Origin of the sequence: Enterobacter pseudoroggenkampii (assembly GCF_026420145.1) — a bacterium.
Taxonomy (GTDB): domain Bacteria; phylum Pseudomonadota; class Gammaproteobacteria; order Enterobacterales; family Enterobacteriaceae; genus Enterobacter; species Enterobacter pseudoroggenkampii.
In genome coordinates this window covers 258,833-273,467 of sequence record NZ_JAPMLV010000004.1, presented here as the reverse complement: position 1 = coordinate 273,467, position 14,635 = coordinate 258,833, and the positions used below count along the sequence as shown (strand labels likewise).

Sequence of the window (14,635 nt, the reverse complement as noted above, 5' to 3'; positions counted from 1 at the left end):
GTTTTAGAAGTGTTGGTTGCGGGGGCCGGATTTGAACCGACGACCTTCGGGTTATGAGCCCGACGAGCTACCAGGCTGCTCCACCCCGCGTCCGTCTTTCTACTCTTGTAGAAGCTTACTTCTTCAAATTTGATTGGTTGCGGGGGCCGGATTTGAACCGACGACCTTCGGGTTATGAGCCCGACGAGCTACCAGGCTGCTCCACCCCGCGTCCGTCTTTCTACAGTCGTAGAAGATACTTCATCAAATTTTAATTGGTTGCGGGGGCCGGATTTGAACCGACGACCTTCGGGTTATGAGCCCGACGAGCTACCAGGCTGCTCCACCCCGCGTCCGTGGATGCGCACTATACTCGGATAGGTTTGTGATGCAACCCCTTTTTCACATTTATCATGATTTTGTATGCAAATTGAACGACATGGCGTTGTTTGGACTACTTTTTGCGCAAAATTTGCCAAAGGGCATGCGATCGCATTTCATTAGCCCTGGCGGTTTGTTATCTTCATCACGCGGAAATGGGCAACTTAAAGACGAGATATAATGAAAGGACGTTGGGCGAAGTATCTGATGGCGGGCGCAATGGTAGCGATTCTTGCGGCCTGTTCTTCCAAACCGACCGATCGCGGTCAACAGTATAAAGACGGGAAGTTATCCCAGCCTTTCTCTTTAGTTAATCAGCCTGATGCGGTCGGCGCACCGATTAATGCCGGTGATTTCTCCGAGCAGGTCTACCAGATCCGCAACGCGTCGCCGCGTCTGTATGGCACCCAGAGTAGCGTGTATAACGCGGTCCAGGACTGGCTGAAAGCAGGCGGCGATACGCGCAACATGCGCCAGTTTGGTATCGACGCCTGGCAGATGGAAGGGGCCGATAACTACGGCAACGTTCAGTTTACCGGCTATTACACCCCGGTTATCCAGGCACGACACTCGCGTCAGGGCGAGTTCCAGTATCCTATCTACCGTATGCCGCCAAAACGCGGTCGTCTGCCGTCTCGTGCTGAGATCTACGCCGGTGCGCTGAGCGAAAACTACGTTCTGGCCTACAGCAACTCCCTGATGGATAACTTCATCATGGACGTTCAGGGCAGCGGTTACATTGATTTTGGCGACGGTTCACCGCTTAACTTCTTTAGCTATTCCGGTAAAAACGGCCACGCCTATCGCAGTATTGGCAAGGTGCTGATCGACCGTGGCGAAGTGAAGAAAGAAGATATGTCGATGCAGGCGATCCGCGAGTGGGGCGAGAAACACAGCGAAGCCGAGGTGCGTGAGCTGCTGGAGCAGAACCCGTCGTTCGTCTTCTTCAAACCGCAAAACTTCGCCCCGGTGAAAGGGGCGAGTGCCGTTCCGCTGATTGGCCGCGCGTCGGTAGCATCGGATCGCTCGATTATTCCTGCAGGCACCACGCTGCTGGCTGAAGTACCTCTGCTGGACAACAACGGCAAGTTCAACGGCCAGTATGAGCTGCGTCTGATGGTGGCGCTGGACGTCGGCGGGGCGATCAAAGGTCAGCACTTCGATATCTATCAGGGCATTGGCCCTGACGCTGGCCACCGCGCGGGCTGGTATAACCACTACGGACGCGTGTGGGTACTGAAGGCGGCGCCGGGTGCCGGAAACGTATTCAGCGGCTGATTGTGGTATTCTGAGCGCAATACGGATTACTGTTCAGGGTGAGGAAAACCTCACCCTTTTTACATCTGAGGTTTTATGTCTGTGGTAATCAGCGACGCCTGGCGCCAGCGTTTTGGCGGGACGGCACGTTTATATGGTGAAAAAGCCCTGCAGCTGTTTGCGGATGCGCATGTCTGCGTCGTGGGCATTGGTGGTGTGGGGTCGTGGGCGGCAGAAGCGCTGGCGAGAACCGGTATTGGCGCAATCACGCTGATTGACATGGATGACGTGTGCGTCACCAACACCAACCGTCAAATCCACGCTCTGCGTGATAACGTCGGCCTGGCGAAGTCTGAGGTCATGGCGGAGCGTATCCGCTTGATCAACCCGGAGTGCCGCGTGACGGTGATCGACGACTTTGTGACGGCAGATAACGTCGCGGAGTATATGAGTAAAGGCTACAGCTATGTGATTGACGCCATCGACAGCGTACGGCCAAAAGCGGCGCTGATCGCATACTGCCGCCGCTACAAGGTGCCGCTGGTCACGACGGGCGGCGCGGGCGGGCAAATCGATCCGACGCAGATCCAGGTGGCCGATCTGGCGAAAACGATCCAAGATCCGCTGGCTGCCAAGCTGCGTGAGCGCCTGAAGAGCGACTTTAACGTGGTGAAGAACAGCAAAGGCAAGCTGGGCGTCGACTGCGTGTTCTCGACCGAAGCGCTGGTCTACCCGCAGGCGGACGGTTCCGTGTGTGCGATGAAAAGCACGGCGGAAGGGCCAAAGAGAATGGATTGCGCCTCCGGGTTTGGTGCGGCCACCATGGTGACCGCCTCCTTCGGCTTTGTGGCGGTGTCTCACGCCCTTAAGAAAATGATGGCGAAGGCGGAACGTCAGGCCTGAGCCTGACGTGCGGCATCCAGTACCGCGTCGCTGAGCGCGATCAACCCCTGACCGCGCGAGGCGCTGAGCTGCGCGCGCAGTCCAAGCTCATCAAATAACGCCAGCGGCGAATGTGCCAGCAGTTCCGCCGCGCTTTTCCCTTCCACAGCGGTTAACAATACGGCCAGCAGGCCCCGGACAATGCGGCCTTCGCTGTCGCCGAAGAAGTGCAGCTTCTCGCCGGAGACGCTCACGCCCAGCCAGACGCGGTTTTCACAGCCAGCGATCTCTTTCGCCTGCGCTTTGAGATCGTCTGAAAGCGCAGGGAGCTGTTTACCCAGCAGGATCAGCTGACGATATTTATCTTCCCACTGCTGGAGCGGGGCGAAGGTCTGTTTTAAGGTCTCTTCTGTGATGACCGTGCCAAACGGATGTCCGGCTAAAGCAGCGCTAGTCATTAATCCACCAGTATTTCAAGGGCGCGGTCAACGGCGGCAACCAGCGCATCGACATCGCTTTGGGTATTATACGGCGCAAACGAGGCGCGCAGCGTACCGTTAACGCCGAGCGCCGCCAGCAGCGGCTGGGCGCAGTGCTGTCCGGCACGCAGGGCAATGCCATATCCGGCCAGCAGCGTCACCATGTCGCTATGATGAACGCCCGCAAAATCAAAGGCGAGCAGGCTGGAGTCCTGAACGCGGAACGAACGGAAACCCGGGCGCTTTTTGAGTTCTTCCTCTGCCAGCGTCGCCAGTCCCCGGCTCCAGCTTTCAGCCTGGACAATGTCGGTTTCTGCCAGCCACTCCAGCGCCGCGCTTAAGCCAATCACCCCCGCCACGTTCGGCGTACCGGCTTCCAGACGATAGGGAACGTCCTGAGTGTTGAAGCCATCGAACGACACTTCGGTAATCATTTTGCCGCCACCGAGCCACGGCGTCATTTTTGCCAGCAGATCTGGCTTGCCATATAACGCCCCTATACCGGTTGGTCCGTAGAGCTTATGTCCTGAGAAGGCATAGAAGTCGATATCCAGCGCCTGCACATCAGCAGGGAAGTGCACCACGCCCTGCGCGCCGTCGACCATTACCACCATCCCGCTGGCATGGGCTATGCGAATGGCCTGAGCCAGGTCCGGGCAGCCTCCCGTGACGTTCGACATCTGTCCGAGCGCCAGAATGCGGCTGCGGGAGGTAATCAGCTCGGGGAGACGGGCCACATCGGGCAGAAGATCTGCACCCAGTGGAAGCTTCACCACGCGTGCACCCGTTTGCTCGGCCACCATCAGCCACGGCACCAGGTTGGCGTGATGTTCCGCCTCGCTAACGACGATCTCATCGCCCGGCTGAAGCAGCGGGCGCGCGTAGCACTGGGCCACCATGTTGATGGCCTCGGTCGTACCGCGCGTCCAGACGATGTTTTTCCCGCTTTCGGCATTGATCAGGTGTGCGACCTGATCGCGTGCCGCTTCATAGCGCGCGGTTAAACGCTGCGCTTCGGCAAACTGGCTGCGATGCACGTTCCCGGCGCTCAGGCTGTAGAACTGCTGCGTGGCCTCAATCACCGCCTGGGGCTTAAGGGCGGTGGCGGCGCTATCCAGATAAATACCGGCATCGGCCAGGGCCGGAAACTGTGCGCGGAACTGCGCGGGGCTGAAAGCGTTCATGGGATTCCTCATTTCAATATAGCGATCGTCGCGCAATTTCAGCGGCAGGGCAAGGAGGTTGATATCTATCAGAATTGTCTGCTTATCCTGATGCCCCTAAAAAAGCAGGTTATGCTAAATAGTGTTAGGCGGATGTTTTAGCCTGTTATAAATCGAGGTTTGAATAGCATTAATTGCTAAAGGAGAATAATCATGAATAAGACAGCTGCAATCATTTCTGCCTGTGCGTTTACTTTTGCCCTGAGCGCGTGTTCCGGTAACAACTACGTGATGCACACCAACGATGGTCGTTCTATCGTATCGGAAGGGAAACCGACTACTGATAACGATACCGGGATGATTTCATACAAAGATGCTAACGGGAACAAGCAGCAGATCAACCGCACGGACGTGAAAGAGATGAAAGAGATCGAGCATTAACAGATCGCAGGCGAAAAAAAAGCACCGCAAATTGGCGGTGCTACATTAATCACTATGGACAGACAGGGTAAATGTACAGGAAGTGAAAAATTGGTAGCGTTGCTACCGTGGTCTGAATCGCAGACCAATTGCAAACACAACAACACAACATCACAACCGTAAGCCAAAAGCCCTTCAGAACACGCATTCCGAAAAAAGCTCTTCGTTCCGGCTCAGGAAGTGCCGCCACTATAGGTATTTGCTGGTAGTTCCTCAACGGACAAATTATAATGGCTCAGATAAAAAAAACTAATAGGTTAAACGTTGTTTCCTGTTTGTTAAAATCCGTTAACATCTAAGCCAGATAACCATGTCAAAGCGATTGCCACCCCTCAATGCATTACGTGTTTTTGATGCAGCAGCACGTCACCTGAGCTTCACCCGCGCAGCCGATGAGCTTTTTGTGACACAGGCCGCAGTAAGTCATCAAATCAAGTCTCTGGAGGATTTTCTGGGCCTTAAGCTGTTTCGTCGACGCAACCGTTCGTTGTTGTTGACCGAAGAGGGGCAGAGCTATTTTCAGGATATTAAAGAGATTTTTTCACAGCTTACGGAAGCCACGCGTAAGCTGCAGGCTCGCAGTGCAAAAGGTGCCCTGACCGTCAGTTTATTGCCCAGTTTTGCCATTCAATGGCTGGTGCCAAGACTTTCAAGCTTTAACTCAGCTTATCCGGGGATCGACGTTCGAATCCAGGCCGTAGATCGTCAGGAAGATAAGCTGGCAGATGACGTGGACGTTGCCATTTTTTATGGTCGCGGTAACTGGCCGGGCTTGCGTGTTGAGAAATTATACGCAGAATATCTCCTGCCGGTCTGCTCTCCTCTGCTGTTAACAGGTGAAAAGGCGCTGAAGTCACCCGCTGACCTTGCTCAGCATACGCTTTTGCATGATGCCTCTCGACGCGACTGGCAAACTTATACCCGTCAATTAGGTCTTACTCATATAAACGTGCAGCAGGGACCCATCTTTAGCCACAGTGCTATGGTGTTACAGGCTGCCATTCACGGGCAGGGCGTGGCGTTGGCGAACAACGTCATGGCGCAGTCCGAAATTGAGGCAGGCCGCCTGGTTTGCCCTTTTAATGATGTACTGGTCAGCAAGAATGCGTTTTATCTGGTTTGTCATGACAGTCAGGCAGAACTGGGTAAAATAGCCGCCTTCCGGCAGTGGATACTGGCGAAAGCGGCAACCGAGCAAGAAAAATTCCGCTTCAGGTATGAACAATAACGTTTGTGTGCCGGGCACGCATCAATTCAGGACTTAAACATGACCAGCCGATTCATGCTGATTTTTGCCGCGGTGAGTGGCTTTATTTTTGTTGCACTGGGCGCCTTTGGCGCACATGTCTTAAGCAAGTCTTTAGGCGCAGTAGAGATGGGCTGGATCCAGACCGGCCTTGAATATCAGGCGTTCCATACGCTGGCTATTTTTGGGCTGGCGGTGGCGATGCAGCGTCGTATCAGTATCTGGTTTTACTGGAGCAGCGTGTTTATGGCGCTGGGTACCGTGTTGTTCAGCGGTAGCCTGTACTGTCTTGCGCTCTCACATCTGCGCCTGTGGGCGTTCGTTACACCTGTCGGCGGCTTCAGCTTCCTGGCGGGTTGGGTATTAATGTTTATCGGAGCTATCCGTCTGAAACGCAAGGGCGTTGTTCATGAATAAGGTTGTTTTATATTGTCGCCCGGGGTTTGAGAAAGAGTGCGCCGCGGAAATTACCGATAAAGCGGCGAAGCGCGAAGTCTTCGGCTTTGCCCGCGTAAAAGAGAACGCGGGCTATGTGGTATTCGAGTGCTATCAGCCTGAAGACGCAGACAAGCTGGCACGCGAGCTGCCGTTCAGCTCGCTGATCTTTGCTCGCCAGATGTTTGTTGCGGGTGAGCTGCTGAAGGATCTTCCGCCGGAAGACCGCATCACGCCAATTGTCGGCATGCTGCAGGGCGTGGTGGAGAAGGGCGGCGATCTGCGCGTTGAAGTGGCGGATACCAACGAAAGTAAAGAGCTGATGAAGTTCTGTCGTAAATTCACCGTGCCGCTGCGTGCGGCGCTGCGTGATGCGGGCGTGCTGACGAACTACGAAACGCCCAAGCGTCCGGTGGTGCATATCTTCTTTATCGCACCAGGCTGCTGCTATACAGGCTATTCATACACTACCAACAACTCTCCCTTCTTTATGGGCATCCCGCGTTTGCGTTTCCCGTCCGATGCGCCAAGCCGTTCCACACTCAAGCTGGAAGAGGCGTTCCACGTCTTTATCCCGGCGGATGAGTGGGATGAGCGTCTGGCAAACGGCATGTACGCCGTTGACCTTGGCGCGTGCCCGGGCGGCTGGACCTATCAGCTGGTGAAACGCAATATGTGGGTATCGTCCGTTGATAACGGTCCAATGGCGCAAAGCCTGATGGACACCGGGCAGGTCACGTGGCTGCGTGAAGATGGTTTCCGCTATCGCCCGAACCGTAACAACATCTCGTGGATGGTGTGCGATATGGTTGAGAAGCCGGCAAAAGTCGCCGCGCTGATGGCCTCCTGGCTGGTGAACGGCTGGTGTCGTGAGACCATTTTCAACCTCAAGCTGCCGATGAAAAAGCGCTATGAGGAAGTGTCGCAGAATCTGGCCTATATTCAGGAGCAGATGGATGAACACGGTATTAACGTGGAGATCCAGGCGCGTCAGCTGTATCACGACCGCGAAGAGGTGACGGTGCATATTCGTCGCTGGTGGGCTGCGGTTGGCGGACGTCGCGACGAGCGATAGTGCGCGCTTTGTTTTGCCCGGTGGCGCTGCGCTTACCGGGCCTACAAACCCGTGTCGTCGTTTTAACGTTCTAACCGCAGCTGCTGTAAATTCCCGTCCAGCTGTAAATCCGTCTGTAGCGTTGCGATTTCCCGGCAGATAAACGCCATCTCTTTATGCGCCTCCAGCTTCTTGCGCCACTTTTCTGGCACCTCATCCAGACGGGCGTAAATTCCTTCCAGACTCTGAAAATCGGTCAGCAGCTGTGCGGCGCTCTTCGGCCCAATCCCGGCCACACCCGGAACTTTAGAACTGCTGATGCCTGCCAGCCCCCAGTAATCCGGCAGTTGCTCAGGCGATACGCCAAACTCGCTGGCAATAAACGGCGCGTCCAGCCAGCGTTTTTGAAAATAGTCGCGAATGCGGATAGTCGGGGAGAGCAGCTGGCAGTAGCCTTTGTCCGTTGAAACGATCGTGGCCTGATGCCCGGCACTCGCCACCTTTACGGCCAGGGTAGCCGCGAGATCGTCGGCTTCATTTCCCTGTGCCCCCCAGCAGGGGACGCTCCGCTGTTCAAATGCGGCGCGCAGCATGGGCAATTCGGCGTGAAGATCGTCCGGCATCGGTGCGCGTCCGGCTTTGTAGTCCGGCAGACGCTGGTGCCGCCAGCCCGTATTGCGGGCTTCGTCATCAAATACCGCGACCGCATGGGTGGGTTCACTGTGGCGGATAAGCTGTTCCAGCGCGTGCAGACAGGTGTCTTTACAAGGCGTCCCCTGTACCGCATGGATACGGCGAATCAGGTTAAGTGCATCGACGATAAGTAAATGAACGGCCACAGATAATCTCCCTTCTATCTCATGCGTGAAGGGTAACACTGTCAGCAGCGTGAAACTATGAATGGTGGGGAAAACAGGAAGAAGCCTCGCAAAACGAGGCTTCCTGAGAGGCTTAATCGCAGGTCACGATCTTCATCGCCAGGCCGCCGCGAGAGGTTTCGCGGTATTTGGCGTTCATATCTTTACCCGTTTCGTACATGGTTTCGATAACCTTATCGAGACAGACGCGCGGCTCGCTGGTGCGGCGCAGCGCCATACGTGCCGCGTTCACCGCCTTCACGGAGGCAATCGCGTTACGTTCGATGCACGGCACCTGTACCTGTCCGGCAACCGGGTCACAGGTCAGTCCCAGGTTATGTTCCATGCCGATTTCCGCAGCAATGCACACCTGTGTCGGGCTTGCACCCAACAGTTCGGCCAGACCCGCCGCCGCCATGGAGCACGCCACGCCGACTTCACCCTGACAGCCGACTTCCGCACCGGAAATGGAGGCGTTCATTTTGTACAGTGAACCAATTGCACTGGCGACCAGCAGGTAGCGCGCCAGTGAGTTCGCGTTCACTTCACGGATAAACTTGTCGTAGTACGCCAGCACTGCCGGAACGATACCACAGGCACCGTTAGTCGGCGCGGTGACCACACGGCCCCCTGCGGCGTTCTCTTCGTTCACCGCCAGGGCGAACATGTTGATCCAGTCAACGACGGCCATTGGGTCCGTTGTCGTTTTGTCAGTGCTCACCAGCATACGGCGCAGCGCTGCAGCACGACGCGGCACGCGAAGCTTGCCAGGCAGAACGCCTTCGGTAGTGATCCCACGCTCAATACCGCCGCGCATCACGTCCCAGACGTTAGTGAAGTGCTGCTCCAACTCTTCTTTGCTGTGCAGCGCCAGCTCGTTTTTCATCATCAGGCCGGAGAGGGAAAGGCCCGTCTCCTGGCAGTGACGCTGAAGATCCGCCGCCGTTTTGTACGGATACGGCACCTCGACAGAAGCGTTATCGGTTTGACCAAAGTGGTCTTCGTCGACGATAAAACCGCCGCCGATAGAGTAATACGTCTGGCTGTATACCGCTTTGTCGCCGGCCAGTGCGGTAATGCGCATGCCGTTTTCGTGCAGCGACAGGTTGTCCGCATGGAAATTCATGCAGTGGTCAACCGGGAATTCAACCTCATGCTCACCGTTCGCCAGCAGCAGGCGACCGTGGGTGTTCACATCCTGGATGAAGCCAGGGATCGCATCAATATCAACGGTATCCGGCAGATTTCCCGCCAGGCCCATGATAATGGCGATATCGGTATGGTGGCCTTTCCCGGTCAGGGAAAGCGAGCCATATACATCGGCAACCACGCGGGTAATGTCATGCAAGATGCCGCGTGCAATCAAGTCATCCGTGAACTGCTTACCGGCTTTCATTGGTCCGACGGTGTGAGAGCTGGAAGGACCAATACCGATTTTGAAAATATCGAATACGCTAATCATGATGCGTCCATTGCTTTCAGTCAGAGAGGGAGGAGTGCGCCGTCCGAAGACGGCGCGGGTGATAATCAGAACATGGTGTACAGGGAGTAGAAGATCGCAGAGATTGCGATAAGACCCATGATAACCACAAAGACGTTGCTCACATGACCGCTGTACTTGCGCATAGCAGGGACTTTCTGAATCGCGTACATCGGCATCAGGAACAGAATCATCGCGATGACCGGGCCGCCCAGGGTTTCAATCATGCCCAGGATGCTTGGGTTCAGCGTTGCTACCGCCCAGGTGGTGAGCAGCATGAACAGTGCAGTGATTTTGTTCAGCTTGTTGATTTCAATGCTCTTGCCTTTACCGCGCAGAGATTTAATCACCATACCGTTGAAGCCTTCACGTGCGCCGAGGTAGTGGCCCAGGAAGGATTTGGTGATGGCGATAATCGCGATGATAGGTGCCATCCACGCAATGACAGGTGCGTTAAAGTGGTTTGCCAGGTAAGACAGAATAGAGATGTTCTGCTCTTTCGCTGCCGCCAGGTCCGCCGGGGAGAGGCTCAGTACGCAGCTGAAGACGAAGAACATAACGGTCAGTACCATCATGATGTGAGCGCGTGCCAGGATGCTGGAGCACTTCTTCTCTGCACCATTACCGTACTCTTCACGTTTCGCAACAGCGAAAGAGGAGATGATTGGGGAGTGGTTGAAAGAGAACACCATTACCGGAATCGCCAGCCAGAGTGTCATCAGCAGGCCGTTACCGGTTGCCGATGCGCTGCTCAGGGACAGGGTTTCCAGCGCTGCACCGTTCCACTGTGGGATCAGGTAGCAAGCCAGCACCATCAGAGCAATAACGAACGGGAAGACCAGTACGCTCATTGCTTTCACAATCATCTGCTCACCGAAGCGCACGATGGTCATCATGCCCACAATCAGGATCAGAGACAGAATCGCACGCGGCGGCGGCGTCATGTGCAGCTGGTGCATCATGAAGCTTTCAACGGTGTTAGTGATCGCCACGCTGTAGACCAGCAGAATAGGGTAAATCGCGAAGAAGTAGAGCAGGGTAATCAATTTACCTGCGCCAACGCCGAAATGCTCTTCAACCACTTCAGTGATGTCTTCGCCCGGGTTTTTACCGGACAGCACGAAGCGGGTCAGACCGCGGTGTGCAAAGAAGGTCATCGGGAAAGCAATGATAGCCATAATGATCAGCGGGATCAGACCGCCGACGCCTGCGTTGATAGGAAGGAACAGTACACCAGCGCCGATTGCTGTGCCGTAAAGGCCAAGCATCCACATGGTATCCGTTTTGCGCCAACCACTTCGGGATTCAATCGAAGCAACGGTGCTGGTTTGAGTGGTTTCCATCTGTATCTCCTGGAGGAAGCGAATTGTCAGGTTTTTTAGTCAAATCCGATGAAAAAGTGCCTGACGGTAATATGAAATTCGTTCAGTGACGGTTTTTTAATAATTTTCACCCGTAACTATTGGCGGGCGGAAAGATACATTCTAGTTATGAATCTATCAGTGATCGTGATCCCAAATGCAATAATCCACTTATGATGTGGGCATCTTTAGACCATTTATCTGTTAAAAAAACATCAAAGAGAATTTACGGGCGCGAAGGCTACCACCAACGACATGTGCGCTGAAAGACCGCCCCGTGATATAGGTGTCTTTCGCTGTAAAGAAATGGGTTTTTAGTATTTTCTGGCAGGTAATTTGGATTAAGGCTGATAATTTACGGTTGCAAAATGCAGGTAATCGTTTGCGTATGTGACAACTTTGTAAAAGATATAAGTGATGCCTATGAATTACATCAGGAATAAAAAAAGCCGGGACGCGCAACAGGGCGACCCGGCTTTGATGAGATATCGCTAAGCGTCAGGTGCAGATTTCGTAGCAAGGAATATAGGCAGAGCCCGGCAGCTTCATGCGGTGCTGGGCGACAAAGCCCTGCAGCATGTCATCCATGCGGCGCATCATCTCCGGATCGCCGTGGATCTTGTACGGACCGTACTGTTCAATGGCGCGGATACCGACCTCTTTGACGTTGCCCGCCACAATCCCGGAGAAGGCACGACGCAGATCGGCGGCCAGGACTTCTACCGGCTGGTCCGGGTAGAGTTTCAGGTTCGCCATGTTCTCGTGTGAAGGCTCGAACGGGATCTGCAGGTCCGGCGCAATTCGGATTGACCAGTTAAAGCTGTACGCATCACCGGTATCGCGACGGTTTTCTTTCACCAATGGCATCGCTTTCTTCATCTGGCGGGCCACCTCCGCAGCATCGTCGATGATGATGCGATAGTGACGACGCGCGGCTTCACCCAGCGTGTGCACGATAAACTCGTCCAGCACGCGGAAGTAGTCGGCGCTCTCTTTTGGCCCGGTCAGGATCAGCGGCAGAACCTGATCTTTGTTGGCCGGGTTCATCAGAATACCCAGCAGGTAGAGCAGCTCCTCCGCTGTCCCCACGCCGCCCGGGAAGATGATAATGCCGTGGGCGATACGGACAAACGCCTCAAGACGTTTCTCGATATCCGGCATGATAATCAGCTCGTTAACCAGCGGGTTAGGTGGCTCAGCCGCGATGATGGACGGCTCGGTCATGCCGATGAAACGCCCCTCTTTATAACGCTGCTGCGCGTGTCCCACTGCGGCACCTTTCATTGGCGCTTCCATCGCACCCGGACCACAGCCGGTACAGATATTCAGCTCGCGCAGGCCAAGCTGGGTGCCCACCCGGCGCGCATAAAGGTATTCGGTTTCGTTAATGGAGTGACCGCCCCAGCAGACGACCATGTTCGGCGCTTCACCCACGTGCAGGGCACGGGCGTTACGCAAAATGGAGAACACCAGGTTGGTGATATGGACCGAGCTTTCCAGGTCGAGATGCTGGAAACGGCCTGCGTTGTGGATCTGCCCGTTAACAAACAGAATGTCACGCAGCACGGCAAACAGGTTAGCCTGAAGTGAACGAATGATGCGCCCGTCGACAAAGGCCTCTTCCGGCGGGTTGATGACTTCGAGCTTCACGCCACGCTCGCGGCGCAGCACGTTGATATCAAAGCTTTCGAAGCGGGACAGCAGTTCTTTACTGTTATCTGTCAGGCTTCCGGAGTTCAGTACGGCAAGTGAACAGTTACGAAACAGTTGATAAAGATCGCTGCTGGCCGTGCGTTTAAGCATGTCCACTTCCAGCTGCGACAACATATCCATTGAGCCAAGCGGGCTAATATGTGTAATCAAGTGAGCTCCTTACGGGACGATTATCGTCTTTCCCTGTTGATTACAATAGCCCTGGCGCGTGACGTTTCACAACCTAAAGCGCGGAAGATACCGCGCATATTGTGAAAATATTTATATTACTGACGCACCAGCCGTCCCGTCGCCGGCACAAAATCGGTGTTGGTGCGCCACGGGTTAATGTCCAGACCGCCGCGGCGGGTGTAGCGCGCGTAAACGCTCAGCTTCTCCGGCTGACAAAAACGCTGAATATCGCTAAAGATGCGCTCCACGCACTGCTCGTGGAATTCGTTGTGATGGCGGAACGACACCAGGTAGCGCAGCAATTTTTCCCGGTCGATTTTTGGGCCGCGGTACTGGATCTGCACCGAGCCCCAGTCCGGCTGGTGGGTGATCAGGCAGTTGGATTTCAGCAGATGGCTGACCAGCGTCTCTTCGACCACTTTTCCGCTCGCCGCGTTTTCGAGGTAATCGGCGCTGAATTCATAATTCTCCACCTCAATATCCTGATCGTCGATGCACGTCCCGTTGAAGTGGGCGACAGGCTGACCTTCCAGCTCGTGCAGGCGATACAGTGAAACGCTTACCTTACCCTGCGCGCAGGCGCTTAAGTCACGTTCCAGGGTGTGCTGAACGTCGTCCCAGCTGTTGAATTTTGTCTGGTTAAAACTGTTGAGATACAGCTTAAAGCTTTTGGACTCGACGAGATTAACGCTGGCGTAATCCAGCTCGACGTGGCCCACCGCCACCTGCGGCAGACCGCGTGCGTTGAGCCAGGAGAGTTCGTACAGCGTCCAGATATCACCGCCGACAAACGGCAATGCGTCCGCATGCAGACCCAGAGGATCGCGATTCAGGCTGCGCGGTACGCCCTGCAGCAGGCTTGCATCGTAGGTATCGCGGTAATCGGTCGATTTACCCAGCGTTAAGCCGGTTAACGCCTGATGATTTTCGTAAGACATGTTTCATAGCCACTTTACAGGTACACTTATGGGCTGAGTTTATCCTGTCTGACAAGAAGAGAGAAATCGGTGGACGTCGAAACTGCAAATGCCCTCACTACCTTCACGACCCGCTATTGCGACGCATGGCATGAAAAGCAGGGCTCGTGGCCGCAAAGTGCTGATTTATATGGTGTACCCTCGCCGTGCATTATCTCTTCGCTTGAGAATTACGTTATCTGGCAGCCGAAGCCCAATACCGGCGAGCAAAATGTAAATGCGGTTGAACGGGCAATGGACATTGTGGTACAACCAGCGGTTCATGCGTTTTATACCACGCAGTTCGCAGGGGATATGCCCGCGCGCTTTGCTGATATCACGCTGACGCTGTTGCAGACCTGGAGCGAAGACGATCTGCAGCGTGTTCAGGAAAACCTGATTGGTCATCTGGTCACGCAAAAGCGCCTTAAGCTTTCTCCGACGCTCTTTATTGCCACGCTGGACAGTGAACTGGATGTGTTATCCGTCTGTAACCTGTCAGGTGAAGTGGTTAAAGAGACTATCGGTACCCGCAATCGCGAGACTCTCGCCCCCTCTCTTGCGGATTTCCTCACCCGACTTGAGCCACTTCTGTAATCCATGATGCTATAGCGCGTGTGAGAGATCTCTTACAAGGTTTGTGAGAGATCGCTGGAACATTCAGTATTACCTCATTTAGTTCAGATTAATATTACTCTGTTTTTCAATAGATTACGGGTTTATTGCACCGTTTTTAGGGAT

The 14,635-nt window shown here is 54.7% G+C and carries 14 protein-coding genes and 3 tRNA genes; 7 read left to right on the top strand and 10 right to left on the bottom strand.

Going from position 1 to position 14,635, the window contains the following annotated elements:
* Nucleotides 1–13 precede the first annotated feature (13 nt).
* The 3 genes from OTG14_RS18315 to OTG14_RS18305 form a co-directional block, all read right to left on the bottom strand.
* Nucleotides 14–90, bottom strand: a tRNA-Met gene (locus tag OTG14_RS18315).
* Between the two features lie 44 nt (nucleotides 91–134).
* Nucleotides 135–211, bottom strand: a tRNA-Met gene (locus tag OTG14_RS18310).
* Nucleotides 212–255: 44 nt separating this feature from the next.
* A tRNA-Met gene (locus OTG14_RS18305) sits at nucleotides 256–332 on the bottom strand.
* A gap of 208 nt (nucleotides 333–540) precedes the next feature.
* Here OTG14_RS18305 and mltA point away from each other — a divergent pair.
* Nucleotides 541–1,638 carry a murein transglycosylase A gene (gene mltA, locus OTG14_RS18300; protein ID WP_023309035.1) on the top strand — a complete coding sequence of 366 codons (1,098 nt, stop codon included), beginning with the start codon at nucleotides 541–543 and terminating at the stop codon, nucleotides 1,636–1,638.
* 75 nt (nucleotides 1,639–1,713) lie between these two features.
* The gene (gene tcdA / locus OTG14_RS18295) at nucleotides 1,714–2,520 is read left to right on the top strand and encodes a tRNA cyclic N6-threonylcarbamoyladenosine(37) synthase TcdA (RefSeq protein WP_006811804.1); all 807 of its coding nucleotides are present in this window, start codon (nucleotides 1,714–1,716) and stop codon (nucleotides 2,518–2,520) included.
* On the opposite strand, the gene csdE is transcribed toward tcdA, so the two are convergent.
* Together csdE and csdA are read right to left on the bottom strand one after the other, a co-directional pair.
* Nucleotides 2,511–2,957, bottom strand: a complete 447-nt coding sequence (gene csdE, locus OTG14_RS18290) for a cysteine desulfurase sulfur acceptor subunit CsdE (protein WP_023333259.1) — start codon at nucleotides 2,955–2,957, stop codon at nucleotides 2,511–2,513. The genes tcdA and csdE overlap by 10 nt on opposite strands.
* Complete coding sequence (gene csdA / locus OTG14_RS18285; protein ID WP_061714531.1) at nucleotides 2,957–4,162, bottom strand: cysteine desulfurase CsdA; 1,206 nt, start codon at nucleotides 4,160–4,162, stop codon at nucleotides 2,957–2,959. Before csdA ends, csdE begins: the two co-directional genes overlap by 1 nt.
* Before the next feature lie 192 nt (nucleotides 4,163–4,354).
* Between csdA and OTG14_RS18280 the strand changes: the two genes are divergently transcribed.
* The 4 genes from OTG14_RS18280 to rlmM all read left to right on the top strand — a co-directional run bounded on the left by OTG14_RS18280 (nucleotide 4,355) and on the right by rlmM (nucleotide 7,377).
* Nucleotides 4,355–4,582: a YgdI/YgdR family lipoprotein gene (locus OTG14_RS18280; RefSeq protein WP_008499648.1), complete on the top strand. Its 228-nt coding sequence runs from the start codon at nucleotides 4,355–4,357 to the stop codon at nucleotides 4,580–4,582.
* A gap of 349 nt (nucleotides 4,583–4,931) precedes the next feature.
* Entirely contained in the window at nucleotides 4,932–5,849 is a 918-nt protein-coding gene (gcvA, locus tag OTG14_RS18275) for a glycine cleavage system transcriptional regulator GcvA (protein ID WP_024909282.1), read from the top strand.
* Nucleotides 5,850–5,888: 39 nt separating this feature from the next.
* Nucleotides 5,889–6,284 (top strand): DUF423 domain-containing protein, encoded by a 396-nt coding sequence (locus OTG14_RS18270; RefSeq protein ID WP_023309031.1) that lies wholly within the window; start codon nucleotides 5,889–5,891, stop codon nucleotides 6,282–6,284.
* A complete protein-coding gene (rlmM, locus tag OTG14_RS18265) occupies nucleotides 6,277–7,377 on the top strand; it encodes a 23S rRNA (cytidine(2498)-2'-O)-methyltransferase RlmM (RefSeq protein WP_023309030.1) in 1,101 nt (366 codons plus the stop codon). Before OTG14_RS18270 ends, rlmM begins: the two co-directional genes overlap by 8 nt.
* Nucleotides 7,378–7,439: 62 nt before the next feature.
* On the opposite strand, the gene xni is transcribed toward rlmM, so the two are convergent.
* From xni to queF, 5 genes are all read right to left on the bottom strand, one after another.
* Nucleotides 7,440–8,195 carry a flap endonuclease Xni gene (xni, locus tag OTG14_RS18260; RefSeq protein WP_267215560.1) on the bottom strand — a complete coding sequence of 252 codons (756 nt, stop codon included), beginning with the start codon at nucleotides 8,193–8,195 and terminating at the stop codon, nucleotides 7,440–7,442.
* A 112-nt stretch (nucleotides 8,196–8,307) separates the two neighbouring features.
* Entirely contained in the window at nucleotides 8,308–9,675 is a 1,368-nt protein-coding gene (locus OTG14_RS18255) for an L-serine ammonia-lyase (RefSeq protein WP_267215559.1), read from the bottom strand.
* Between the two features lie 65 nt (nucleotides 9,676–9,740).
* Nucleotides 9,741–11,036, bottom strand: a complete 1,296-nt coding sequence (locus tag OTG14_RS18250; RefSeq protein ID WP_024909280.1) for an HAAAP family serine/threonine permease — start codon at nucleotides 11,034–11,036, stop codon at nucleotides 9,741–9,743.
* A gap of 516 nt (nucleotides 11,037–11,552) precedes the next feature.
* A complete protein-coding gene (ppnN, locus tag OTG14_RS18245) occupies nucleotides 11,553–12,917 on the bottom strand; it encodes a nucleotide 5'-monophosphate nucleosidase PpnN (RefSeq protein WP_008499641.1) in 1,365 nt (454 codons plus the stop codon).
* Nucleotides 12,918–13,033: 116 nt separating this feature from the next.
* On the bottom strand, nucleotides 13,034–13,876 hold the full coding sequence (gene queF, locus OTG14_RS18240) for an NADPH-dependent 7-cyano-7-deazaguanine reductase QueF (RefSeq protein ID WP_021241894.1): 843 nt from the start codon (nucleotides 13,874–13,876) through the stop codon (nucleotides 13,034–13,036).
* Between the two features lie 69 nt (nucleotides 13,877–13,945).
* On the opposite strand from queF, the gene syd reads away from it, so the two are divergent.
* On the top strand, nucleotides 13,946–14,491 hold the full coding sequence (gene syd, locus OTG14_RS18235; RefSeq protein WP_267215558.1) for a SecY-interacting protein: 546 nt from the start codon (nucleotides 13,946–13,948) through the stop codon (nucleotides 14,489–14,491).
* Nucleotides 14,492–14,635 lie beyond the last annotated feature (144 nt).

Coding starts and splice junctions, on each gene's coding strand:
- rlmM (WP_023309030.1), top strand. CDS start 6,277: ATGAATAAGGTTGTTTTATATTGTCGCCCGGGGTTTGAGAAAGAGTGC.
- queF (WP_021241894.1), bottom strand. CDS start 13,876: ATGTCTTACGAAAATCATCAGGCGTTAACCGGCTTAACGCTGGGTAAA.
- gcvA (WP_024909282.1), top strand. CDS start 4,932: ATGTCAAAGCGATTGCCACCCCTCAATGCATTACGTGTTTTTGATGCA.
- OTG14_RS18255 (WP_267215559.1), bottom strand. CDS start 9,675: ATGATTAGCGTATTCGATATTTTCAAAATCGGTATTGGTCCTTCCAGC.
- OTG14_RS18270 (WP_023309031.1), top strand. CDS start 5,889: ATGACCAGCCGATTCATGCTGATTTTTGCCGCGGTGAGTGGCTTTATT.
- tcdA (WP_006811804.1), top strand. CDS start 1,714: ATGTCTGTGGTAATCAGCGACGCCTGGCGCCAGCGTTTTGGCGGGACG.
- mltA (WP_023309035.1), top strand. CDS start 541: ATGAAAGGACGTTGGGCGAAGTATCTGATGGCGGGCGCAATGGTAGCG.
- csdA (WP_061714531.1), bottom strand. CDS start 4,162: ATGAACGCTTTCAGCCCCGCGCAGTTCCGCGCACAGTTTCCGGCCCTG.
- OTG14_RS18280 (WP_008499648.1), top strand. CDS start 4,355: ATGAATAAGACAGCTGCAATCATTTCTGCCTGTGCGTTTACTTTTGCC.
- csdE (WP_023333259.1), bottom strand. CDS start 2,957: ATGACTAGCGCTGCTTTAGCCGGACATCCGTTTGGCACGGTCATCACA.
- OTG14_RS18250 (WP_024909280.1), bottom strand. CDS start 11,036: ATGGAAACCACTCAAACCAGCACCGTTGCTTCGATTGAATCCCGAAGT.